This is a genomic window from Desulfobulbus sp. (assembly GCF_030824455.1).
Taxonomy (GTDB): Bacteria; Desulfobacterota; Desulfobulbia; order Desulfobulbales; family Desulfobulbaceae; genus Desulfobulbus.
Genome location: NZ_JAVBXR010000020.1, coordinates 1 through 11,470, shown reverse-complemented (window position 1 = coordinate 11,470; position 11,470 = coordinate 1). Strand labels below are relative to the sequence as shown.

At 57.0% G+C, this 11,470-nt stretch carries 9 protein-coding genes and 1 tRNA gene; 9 read left to right on the top strand and 1 reads right to left on the bottom strand.

Annotation, left to right across the window (positions count from 1 at the left end; genetic code table 11):
- The 5 genes from tolA to RCH93_RS03370 all read left to right on the top strand — a co-directional run.
- Positions 1-903, top strand: a 903-nt coding sequence (tolA, locus tag RCH93_RS03390) for a cell envelope integrity protein TolA (protein ID WP_306546907.1), incomplete at its 5' end; no start/stop codon positions are given.
- 124 nt (positions 904-1,027) lie between these two features.
- A complete protein-coding gene (tolB, locus tag RCH93_RS03385; protein WP_306546906.1) occupies positions 1,028-2,248 on the top strand; it encodes a Tol-Pal system beta propeller repeat protein TolB in 1,221 nt (406 codons plus the stop codon).
- A gap of 101 nt (positions 2,249-2,349) precedes the next feature.
- Positions 2,350-3,513 (top strand): tetratricopeptide repeat protein, encoded by a 1,164-nt coding sequence (locus RCH93_RS03380; protein WP_306546905.1) that lies wholly within the window; start codon positions 2,350-2,352, stop codon positions 3,511-3,513.
- A gap of 12 nt (positions 3,514-3,525) precedes the next feature.
- Positions 3,526-4,335 (top strand): TlyA family RNA methyltransferase, encoded by an 810-nt coding sequence (locus RCH93_RS03375; RefSeq protein WP_306546904.1) that lies wholly within the window; start codon positions 3,526-3,528, stop codon positions 4,333-4,335.
- Positions 4,313-4,762: an SH3 domain-containing protein gene (locus RCH93_RS03370; protein WP_306546903.1), complete on the top strand. Its 450-nt coding sequence runs from the start codon at positions 4,313-4,315 to the stop codon at positions 4,760-4,762. The genes RCH93_RS03375 and RCH93_RS03370 overlap by 23 nt, the downstream gene beginning before the upstream one ends.
- Here the strand turns inward: RCH93_RS03370 and RCH93_RS03365 are convergent.
- A complete protein-coding gene (locus RCH93_RS03365; protein ID WP_306546902.1) occupies positions 4,725-7,694 on the bottom strand; it encodes a DEAD/DEAH box helicase in 2,970 nt (989 codons plus the stop codon). The two genes, RCH93_RS03370 and RCH93_RS03365, sit on opposite strands and share 38 nt — an antisense overlap.
- Positions 7,695-7,938: 244 nt before the next feature.
- Here RCH93_RS03365 and RCH93_RS03360 point away from each other — a divergent pair, with 244 nt between their 5' ends.
- The 4 genes from RCH93_RS03360 (at position 7,939) to RCH93_RS03345 (ending at position 11,203) form a co-directional block, all read left to right on the top strand.
- The gene (locus RCH93_RS03360; RefSeq protein ID WP_306546901.1) at positions 7,939-9,624 is read left to right on the top strand and encodes a prephenate dehydratase domain-containing protein; all 1,686 of its coding nucleotides are present in this window, start codon (positions 7,939-7,941) and stop codon (positions 9,622-9,624) included.
- A gap of 237 nt (positions 9,625-9,861) precedes the next feature.
- A complete protein-coding gene (locus RCH93_RS03355) occupies positions 9,862-10,518 on the top strand; it encodes a zinc ribbon domain-containing protein (RefSeq protein ID WP_306546900.1) in 657 nt (218 codons plus the stop codon).
- 53 nt (positions 10,519-10,571) lie between these two features.
- Positions 10,572-10,648: transfer RNA gene (locus RCH93_RS03350), tRNA-His, on the top strand.
- 195 nt (positions 10,649-10,843) lie between these two features.
- Positions 10,844-11,203 (top strand): hypothetical protein, encoded by a 360-nt coding sequence (locus RCH93_RS03345; protein ID WP_306546899.1) that lies wholly within the window; start codon positions 10,844-10,846, stop codon positions 11,201-11,203.
- Positions 11,204-11,470 lie beyond the last annotated feature (267 nt).

Sequence of the window (11,470 nt, the reverse complement as noted above, 5' to 3'; positions counted from 1 at the left end):
CCGGCAGCCCCGCCGCAGCCTTCGGCGCCGCCTGAGCCCACACCTCCGCCGCCCAAGGAAAAGGCGCCTGCTCCCCCGGAAACCGTCGCACCTGAACCGGTGGAGACAAAAAATCCGATTTCGCTGGCCCCGGATAAACGTAAAATCAAAAAATCCCAGGACACCCGGCTGGAAGAAGAAAAAGTCAAAGAACGCGAGCAAGAGGAACGCAAGCAGGAAGAGCGCGAACTACAGAAAAAGATCGAAGAGCGCAAGCGCGAAGCCGAACAGCGCAAGCAGGATGAACAGGAATTAGAAAAGAAGATTGAAGAACGCAAGCGTGAAGCCGAGCAGCGAAAGAATGAAGCGCGCGAATTAGAGAAAAAGATCGAAGAGCGCAAGCGCGAAGATGAACGCAAAAAAGCGCTCGCCCAGGCCAGACTTGATCAGATTCGCGCTGAAAACGAAGCTCGGGAGGCGGCGGCCGAAGCAAGAGAACTGGCTTCGCAGGCCAATGCGGCCTCTGCCGCCTTGGCGGCCACCCGCGCTGACGCCGCGAGTAAAGCGCAGGCCATGCAGAATGCCGCCACTGGCACCACCAGCGGTCGGGGAGCAGCGCGCGGCATTGTCGCCCAAACCTACGGCAAGACGGCGGCGGCTCGCATCAAGGAATTCTGGCAACTGCCCGACACGCGCAGTTGGGACAATAGTTTGTCCGCCAATGTCGTGATCACCGTCAACAAAAAAGGCGAAGTGGTCAGCATCAAATTTGAACGTCGATCAGGCGACCCGTTGTTTGACCAGCTGGTCGAGAAGACGATCAACAAAGCGGTGCCGATGCCGCCCTTCCCCGCTCTGATGCCGGAAGAGACCACCGAAGTGCCGTGTAATTTTAATGTTCGTGAACTTGGCAAGCTGCAATAGATTGTGTATAGAATCCATTGCATCCTGCTTAAGAATACTACAAATACCCCACACCACTATGAAGCGTAGACACACTCTCTCAATGGTTATGGCCTTGGCGGTTGGTTTGTTGCATTGTTTTTTCATGCAGGATCTCCAAGCGGAAGAACGAACCTACTACGACATCAGCGCCTCCGATGTCCGCAAAATCATGATTGCCGTGCCGAATTTTTCCAGCAGCGGCGGCAACCAGGGCGCCTCGGTCGCTCAATTGCTGACCAAGGGTTTGGAATTGCACTCTTTCGTCGGCGTTATTGATTCGAGCCGCTACGGCGGGGGCAAAGATGCGGACTGGAAATCCCTGGGCGCCGATTATGTGGTCATGGGGCAAGTGGGCAGCGATCCAGCGGGCATAGTGGTTGAAGGCCAGATTCTTGACGTCGCCAGCAACAAACAGCTGGCCGGGCGCCGCTTCAAGGGGTCAGCCGCGCAACTCGAAGACATGACCTTGCGTCTCTGCGACAGCCTGATCGAGGATTTCACAGGAGAAAAAGGGGTCGCCAGAACCCGTATAGCCTACATATCCGACAGCACCGGTCGCAAGGAGGTCTATGTTTCCGATATCCTGGGACGCCATCCGCGCCAGGTGACCCGACATCGGGCTCTCTGCGTTTCCCCCCGCTTCACTCCGGACGGCAATTTCCTCGCCTATTCCACCTATCATAACGGCAATCAAGATCTCTACATCACCGATCTGCGCCAGGACTCGTCCACCAACGCCCTTTCCCGACGCAAAGGGTTGAATTTGGCTCCGACCTTTTCCCCCGACGGCCGGAACATAGTCCTTACCTTGAGCAAGGCCGGGAATCCCGATCTGTACACCATGGATCGACAGGGCAATATTGGCCAACAATTGACCTCCGGCGCCGGCATCAACGTGTCCGCCACCTATTCTCCTGACGGACAATCGCTCGCCTTTGTCTCCGACCGAAGCGGCAAACCCAATGTGTATGTGATGAGCGCAGGCGGGGGGCAGGCAAAACGACTGACCTTTAAATGCTCGGAAAACAGCGAACCCGCTTGGTCGCCCAAGGGCGATGAAATCGCCTTCACCGGTTTGCAAGGCGGAGCGTATCAACTCTTTGTAATGGACCGGAGCGGCGGCAACGTGCGCCAATTAAGCACCGGCGGCGGCAGTTACGAATCGCCGACCTGGTCGCCCGACGGCCGCCTGCTTGCGGTGGCCCGGAAAGGCGGTAGCCGTTCCGAACTCTGCGTGGTGAGCAAAAACGGCAAAGACGTGCGCGTTCTGTTCACCATGAAGGGCAATCAATCCTACCCGCAGTGGTCCGGTCGTTTGCCTTGAGGCTGTTGTGTAATCGGGCTTGGGGATGAACGCGGAAAACCACGCAGCCTTGTACAATTTACGTTTTTTGTCGTTCTTTGAGAGTAAGGGAGTCTACTTGTATGAAAACCATTAGAAATATCGCAGTGGCCGGTTGCTCGCTCCTGTTGCTGACGCAGTGCGCCTCCCAGGACGAGGTGCAAAATATGCAGTACCAACTTCGGGCGGTGAATCAAAAGCTCGAAGACGTCAAAAGCAACACTGTCAACCAGATGCAAAAAAAGCAGGCCAGTTCGGTGAGCAAAATTGATCAGGTGGAGGATGAAACCTCGCGCATCCGATCAAGCATCGAGGAAAACACCAATCAAACCAATCAGTTCCGAGAGCACGTCAACAAGAATATGTCGACCCTGCAGTCATCTGTCGACACCTTGCGAACCGATCAGGACGCCAAGATTTCCGAACTCAATCAAAAAGTGGCGGTTCTTGAGGAGAAAATCTCTCTGATCAGCGAAAATTTCACAAAAATTCAACAAGATCGCATCAAGGAAGCTGAAGGACGGGCGCAAGCGGCCGCGCAGAAGGCTGAGGCGGCTAAACAGCGGGCTGCGTCCGCCGCCACGCCGGCCATCACGCCTATCCCGCCGGCTTCGGCCACACCTTCTGCATCTGCAGCAACACCTGCCAGCGTGGTCAAAGTCGGTCCTGGCTCCAAAAAAACCAAGGTAACCGGCACGCCCGGCGCCACGGAAACAGCGACAACCAAAAAATCGCCGGAACCGACGGCCGCCGTCCCAACGACGACGCCGGCGCCGGTGCCCGCTGCAAAGACCGCTGCCGCGACATCTTCGGCATCTCCTGCCGCCGCAGCTGCAACAGGGGCGGACAAGGAAAAAACTGCCGCCGCGCCGGCCGCTTCTTCATCTGATCCTTTTTCCCAGGGCATGAACCAGTACAAAGGGAAAAGCTATAAAGACGCGTACAAGTCCTTTGACCAATCACTCTCCGCAAATCCCAACGGGCCGCAGGCCGCCAAAACCCTCTACTACATGGGCGAGTGCCTGTACAATCAAGGCGAATACGACTTGGCCATTCTTGATTATCAAAAAGTCATTTCCAATCACGGCAAAGACGCCCTGACCCCAAGCGCGCTGCTCAAGCAAGGCATGTCCTTTGAAAAACTGACCGATCATGAAACCGCAAAAATTATCTACAAAAAATTAATCAGCGACCATGGCGGCAGTTCCGAGGCATCCCAGGCCAAGGAGCGACTCGGTAAACTGTAAGAGCGACCTTCGTTGGCTGGGATAAAGAAACAGCGACTCGATCTGTTGCTCGTTGAGCGGGATCTGGCTGACGATGTTGAACAGGCCCGCCGTTTGATCGGTGCAGGATGCGTGCTGGTTGACGGTCATCTGTGCGACAAGGCGGGCAGGTTGGCGCCGTTGAGCGTCCGAATTGCCATCAAGGGCGGCAAACGCTACGTCAGTCGCGGCGGCGACAAGTTGGAAACCGGACTGCACGGTTTGCACGTTGACCCCAAAGATTGCGTGTGCGCCGATATCGGCAGTTCCACCGGAGGCTTTACCGACTGTCTGCTCCAGCATGGGGCGCGTCGGGTGTACTGTGTGGACGTGGGCTACGGTCTCTTAGACTGGAAGCTGCGACAGGATGAACGCGTTGTTGTGCTTGAGCGCACCAACGCCCGCTATGTAACGACGGCACATATTCCCGAATCCCTTGATCTGGCCGTGATCGACGCCTCGTTTATCTCGCTGCAGCCTCTTCTTCCTCCCCTCTTGCCTCTTTTCCAACACGCTGTTCGCATCCTGGCGCTGGTCAAGCCGCAGTTTCAACTGCCCCGGGAGTTGGTGGGGCCTGGGGGCATTGTCAGTGACGCAGCCCTGCACCAGCATGCACTGGCCATGGTGCGTCAATTTGGCCAAGATTTGGGTCTGCAGTGTGAGCGCGTTGTCGCCTCAGCCGTTCGCGGAACAAAAGGGAATCAGGAATTTTTTATGTTGTTGACCAATGCTTCCGATGCTAGGGAGAATGTCACTGAAATTTTGCATCAAGGAGATCGTGATGACGTTGCGACCGTTGACTAAAACCATCCCGCTGGGTTTGCTGGCTTCCGCCTTTGCTCTGACCACTGCCTTTGCCGGCGAATACATGAGCGTGATTAAAGACGGGGTGAATCTGCGTTCCGGCCCTGACGCCAAATCGGAAATCCTGTTCGAACTTCCCGCCGGCTATCCGCTGGAAGTGCTCGGCAAGGAAGGACAATGGCTCAAGGTGAGCGATTACGAAGGAGACAAAGGCTATATTACAGCTTCCTTAGTCAGCACGACGCCCTCGGTCATTGTGAAAGTCAAGGAATGCAAAATCCGCAGCGGCCCTAGCACCAATGATCCGGTGGTTGGCAGCGGCGTCAAGGATGTTATTTTCAAAAAAGAGGAACAAAAGGGCGAATGGGTGAAAATATCGCACCCTGACCTCACCGGTTGGGTGCATAAAGATCTTGTCTGGCCCTGATCGTTTGCGCCCTACGGCGGACGATCTCACCGATTGCTCCGGAAAAATCAACCGGCAGCCGCACCTCCTGTCCCGCCTTGTTCTGGAACAAGAGATACTGCTGCCGGTGCCCGAACAGAAAGAGATCTCGGGTAACCTCCACATCCCTCCGGCAATATTCCGCTAATTTTCCCAGATCCCCTTGTTGAAACCAGCGAAGGGCGTCCAGTCCGTCGCCGCTTTTTTTCACTTGCAGAGTTTTCTCCGCCAACCGGTCCAGGCTAAGCCTGTATCCCAACTGGTTGGTGATCACCTCAAGGATGTCGAACGACGGCAGCAGCGCAAGATCCCGATCCGTATAGGCCGACAACACTTTGTTGTCGAAGCGTTTGTTGTTGAATCCCACCACCAAGTCCAAGGCAAACAAGCGTTCAATCATGTCGGGAACGGTTTCTTCGGTGTAGGTGGTGCATTGACGCCCATTGTTCTCGTAGAGCACGGCAACGCTCACCCGCATCAAATCCGCCCTGTGCCAACCGCCGACCTCCTGAGCCGATTTCTGCGTCTCCACGTCAAAGACGCCGAATTTTTGCGGCAGCTCAACAGGGCGAGGCGGCCGAACACTGCGCGCAGGCGCGGATGCCGCAACAACCCTTTTTGGCTCCTCCACCAACCTGCCCTGTTGCGGCGTCAGCAATTGCTCCAGCAGATACAGACAGGCCTGCTTGTCAAGAGGTCGATTGCCCGAACCGCATTGGGGAGAGTGAACGCAGGACGGACATCCCAGGTCGCAAGGGCAATCTGCCACGACCTGTCGGGTCTGTTCCAGAAGTTGGGAAACAAGGGTGAAGGCCTTTGCCGTCAAGCCCATGCCGCCCGCGTAGCCGTCGTACACAAACACTGCCGGTCCGGCGACCTGATCGTGTCGCGGATGGGAGATGCCCCCCAAGTCATTGCGGTCGCACAGCACCAACAGCGGCATCAGACCGATCATCGCATGTTCCATGGCGTGAATGCCGCCCATGAAATGCAGTCGAGCTGCCTCGGTCTGCGATTGCAACCACAGCGGAATCTCAAGCCAGAATCCTTCGGTCTCAAAGATCTGCGGCGGCAGGTCAAGGGTAATCCGGTTGATGACGCGCATGCTGCCGTGGGCAATCCTCTGGTACCCGGTTATGCGTTCAGTCACCCTCAGGTCGCCGAAATGGACGTGGGCTGCGCCGCACCGAACGCTGTTGCGCACAGCCAGAATGTGCGTGGTCTTCTCGGTCAGCACCCGGGTGAAATAGGCGGGTTTGACTTCTGTTGCCAAAATCTCCCGTCCTTCCATATCCAGACTGTCGATATGATAGGTGTGGCCCATGTGCAGATAGACGGCCCCTGGATGACATTCGCGCAGAGCCCGATGAGCGTCGATTTCCCCCAGCAGCCTTCGAGAAGGTTGCGCAAAGATGGACAAGGTTGCGCCGCCGCCGCGAAGATTGACGTGCCGTTGCGGATAGGTTTGGGGCGAGAACCAAACTGCACCGTCCGCTGACTGCAGCAATTTGCCGTCCCTGGTTAGGCGTTCGAGCAGCGCAACCGCCTCCGGGGTTTGCACCAATGAATCAGCGGCGGTCAGCGGAAGTTCGGCGGCGGCGCACACCAGTTGCGGGCCGGCCAGCGCTGGATTATCCGGATTCATCGTCACCGGCTCCACTGGACGGCTGAAAAAGTCCTCGGGACGGCGCATGAAATGCTGGTCTAGGGCATCCTCATGGCCGATGAGCACCACCAACGATTCCTGCTGTTGTCTGCCAACCCGGCCGGCTCGCTGCCAGGTCGCCATCATCGATCCCGGATAGCCAACCAGGATGCAGCCATCGAGGTTGCCGACATCAATCCCTAATTCCAACGCCGAGGTCGAGACCACGCCCATCAGGCTGCCGTCGACCAGGCGGTCTTCAATGCCTCGGCGCTCCTCAGGGAGAAAACCGGAGCGATAGGAGGCGACCAGCCCCTTGCGGTCTTTTAACCGAGCTTCGGTCCAGATGGCGATCAGTTCCGTCATCTTGCGCGACTGGCAGTAGACAATAGTGCGCAGGCCCCGAACCACCGCGGCTTCCAGCAATTGGGCGGCGCTCGACGCGGCGCTGTCAAGCGGATTGAGCAGCACGATGTTGCGGGCCGCCCTGCCCGCCCCGGTTTGGGTGATCGCACGCACCGGGGCGTCGATCAGCTGTCGGGCATGTTCCTCGGGGTTGCCGATGGTGGCGGACGCCAGGATAAAGGTCGGCTGCGATCCGTACAGGGTGCAGATGCGTTTGAGCCGTCGCAACACCCAGGCCACATGAGAGCCGAAGACGCCCCGATAGGTGTGGACCTCGTCAATCACCACATAATCCAGGCTGCTCCACAAATGCGCCCACCGGTCGTGGTAGGGCAACATCGACAGGTGCAGCATGTCCGGGTTGGTGATCAGAATAGGCGGGAGCAAATCACGGATTTTTTTGCGACGATAACTGGTGACGTCCCCGTCGTAGACCGCAGCCGGGGGCAGATCGCCCCGGAGCGGCGCGGGAAGAAGCCGCCAGATTTTTTCTATGGTTTTCAGCTGATCCTGGGCCAGGGCTTTCAGCGGAAACAGATAGAGGGCTTTGGCAACCGGATTTTTGAGATAATTCTCCATCACCGGCAAGGTGTAAATCAGGCTCTTGCCCGAGGCGGTCGGCGTAGCGACCACGGTGTGGTTGCCGGCAAGAATCTGGGTTATGGCCGCATGCTGATGCGCGTACAGCTCAGACACGCCCATATCCCTGAGCAGCTGCTGAAGTTCGGGCGCCAGGAGGTCAGGCCTGGCCGTAATGGCCTCCGTGGCTGCAAGCATGCGGTGCGCCACGACCTGCGGTCCGAATTTGCCTGAGCTTTTTAAGGCGGCCAGGTATTCCGCCACTGTTCCCCGTTCCGGTCCCATTACACCTGCGCCCGGCGCACTATGCGTCATTGGTTAAAAAAATCTTTACTATCCGCCGCTGAAAATGTATTTGACCGTGTTGTAGTTCGTTTCCGGATTTGCCCCGCATGTCGTGCTTCCCTCTTTCCAGAAAGACCTACATCCCCCTTGCGCCAGCGACGCGGCTTTATTGTCGCCGCCCTGTCGGGCAAGGCGGCTCAACCAAGAGAAAACAACGCGCAACTCTGTACAGGAAACACCCGCAATGACCACAATCGCGACCCTTGGGCCGGAACACTCTCTTTCATGGCAGGCCGCCGCTCAATACGACGGCAAGGCGAACATTCAGTTGTATCCGCACGTCAAGGCCCTGCTCGACGCCTTTGCCGCAGGCGAGGCCGACTACGCCGTGCTGCCGGTGTATAATACCCGCGAAGGCGAAAAGAAACAGTATTTCCGCTTTTTTGATCAGATCAAGGCTGGGTATTGGGTCGATAACGTCATCCTGCACTCCAATCTCTCCTTGGGCGTGTTTGCCGAAGACGAGACGCTCGAAAGCCTGCGAATGCTGGTGGGCAAACGCGAGGTTTTTAACCAGTGCGAGGAATTCATTGAAAACCAGCTGCCCGGCGTCACAGAGATGAGCGTGCAGGACATTGGTCAGGTCATAGAGGAACTCAGGGCCGCCGGGCCGACCAGCGGCAAGGCGGTGATCGACAACGCCGAAACGCTCACCGCTCACGGCCTGCGCATCATTGAACGCGAAGTGGCGCCGCACAACCGCACCCGCTATGCGGTCCTTGGCCGCGCCCTGGCCCCTGCGACCGGATACGACGCCACCACCCTGATCACCGAACCCCTTGACGACCGGGTGGGCATCCTGGTGGACATTTTGAACGAGTTCTCCCGACGCGGCATCAACATCGTCGACATGCGCTCGGAAAACGACATCAAAACCCAAAAACTGCGGATCTACCTGGAGGCGGAAGGCCACATCCACAACGACATCATGGCCAGCGCCATTGCCCACATCGAATCGCGGGTCATCCAGCAGCAGGGCATGATCCGCCTTCTGGGCAGTTTTCCCAGGGTCGACATGCGGACCAAGCACATTAAATCTTTTGGCTTCATCGGCACCGGCGCCATGAGCAAATGGTTTGCCGACCGGCTGGCCAGCGAAGGCTACGAGGTGCTTATGACCGGTCGCACCACCACGCTCCGCCCCGAACAGATGATTGATCGGGTTGATGTGGTGGTGATCTGCGTGCCGATTTCGGTCACCTCGGCCACTGTCCGCCAGTACGGCCCCCTGCTGGGCGCAGGCAAAGCGCTGATACTGCTGGCCGGCGAGTCCGAAGAAACCATCAAAAGCGCCCTTGAGACCACCAACGAAGAGGTTGAGGTGATGTTGGTGCATAATCTTTGGGGCCCCCAGGCCGCAACCATGAAGGACAAGAACGCCATTGTGGTGCGCACCTCGCGCAGCGGCATGTTCTGCAGCGAATTCGAGGCGTTTCTCTACAAACACGGCGCCGACATTTACCACGACTCGCCTTCTAAACACGACCTGCTCATGGGCATCGGCCAAAAACTGCCAACTGTTATTTCCGTGGCGCTGGCCATGACCCTGAACGAAAACGACATTACCAGCGACGACATCGCCAGCCACTGCACCCTGACCTCGCTTTACCCCATTCTGGCCATGTCGCGGGTTCATTCGCAAAACCCCCGAACCTACGCGGAAATCATGGCCACCTCAGGCGACAGCCGCAAGATTGTCAGCGATTTTGCCAAAAATTTGGCCACGGTCGTCCGGATGGCGGACGCCGCCACCATCCCCGGCCTCTGCACTCTGATCGACGAAAATGCCGAGCACCTGACCGAAACCTTTCTTCAGGCCAGGATGCGACAGGCCAAAGCAGTCGACGAAGTCCTTGGGCGGATGATTTGAGCGCTGTTGGTTGACCGTTTCCAGCCCAATGGTTACTCTACCCGCATGAATAACAATCGTAAGAAAAACCTGTTGCTGCTGGCGCTCTTTGCCCTATGGTGCGCCGTTCTTCTTCTCCGGCCGGTTTCCCGTTCCGGCGCAAGCTGAGCCAGCCTGACTCCACCGCCGGTCGGCGGTCCGCCTTGCCCCTTGCCGCAGACACAGCACACAACTCAACCCTAAGGAGTTTGAAATCACATGTTGTCAACGCTTTTGAAATACATTGAAGAAAAGCATTACTGCCCGCATTGCAGCGGCGATCTGTCTTTATGTCATGCGCCGCCAGTCCATGTCGGCGATGGTCTTGGCTGGGGCTCGGAATATCTGTTCATCTGCCTCAATGACACCTGCCCGCTTTTTGTCAAAGGCTGGGACTACATTGCCAACCAATACGGCCATGTCGGTTCCTACCGCTACATGGAGATCCCTAACTCCAAAGAGAGTTACAGCATGATGGTGGTTGGCAAAGAGGCCTTCACCGGCAGCATCATTGACATTGAAGACGTCAAACGCCAAAATGTGCGCTACCAGCAGCAGCAGGACGCCCTTGCCGCCCTGGACACGTGTGTAGAACAAAAAGATCTGACGCCGGTGATGACCCTGCTGCTCGACGACTCGGTTTCGACCGACGACCGCAAGCGGGCCGTGGCCCTGCTTGTGCCCCTCAACGATCTCGCCTGCATCGAGCCTTTGCGCAGCCATGCTTTTAAGGATGCTCATCTGGAACAGGAAATCAATTTGGCCATTGGTCAGTTGTTGGCCAACCATTTCATGAAAGAATGCCCCTTCTGCACGGAACTGATCAAGGCAAGGGCAACGGTGTGCAAACACTGCCAACGGGAGTTAGCCGCCTAACTTTCTGCTTGCCAAAAAGTCGACATGCGGGTATATAAGGCCACGTTTGCGTGGTGATCGTAGCTCAGCTGGTGGCAGCACCGGGTTGTGGCCTCGGAGGTCGTGGGTTCAAGTCCCATCGATCACCCCATTCATTCAAAGAAGTCCGACAAAGCATATAAACCCGCTTTCCTATCAGGAAAGCGGGTTTTTTGTTGTCCGGTGGCGCCCAGAGAAATGTATTACAATCCGGGGGGACAGGGGTAATATTGGGGGCAACAGGAATCTGGGTAAAACAGTTGCCCCAAAAAAGACGGAATACCATGTATGACAAGGGAGTGAGCCCATGGCCAAGATGCTCGCCCGCGAAGCCATGCAGCCTGTTCTGGATTTGCGGGATCATAAATCGTTCCGAACGGAGAAGTGGCTGGTTCAAGCCCTTTATGCGGCCGGCAAGGAAAATAAGGTCTTCCTTCATACCCGCTTTGGCTTAGGCAATGATGTTTTGGAACCCTACAAGGCGACCCTCTCCCGCTGGGTCTGCCCAGACGTGGTGCGCACAACCAGGGCTATTCAGTGGCCAAGGCCAAAAAGGCGATCTCGGACTATAAAAAAGCCGTTGGCCATGCCGAGGGGGGCTGGCCGAGCTGTCGGCCTTCTATTGCGTGCCCTGCAGGGATTTCCTCGGATTTTGCAGCGTAGATGACGAGGTCTTTTTCAGGCCCTAGTTCGGATGTTCGAGCAGGCCTTAAAATTCAGCAGCTTGATCCGGAGAAGCAAGGGCACTACCTGGAACGCCCTGATAGCATACACTATGCAGCCGATGCTTGGGGATGGGGCATCGGAGAGGACATGGATGACCTTGATGGCCGAGTATGGATTTAGCGAGCAATGAGCAGAAAGCAGAACCGCCGGATGAACTGCAGCAACTGCGGAAAGAGAACGCCCGCCTCAAGGCCCTGCTGACCAGTCA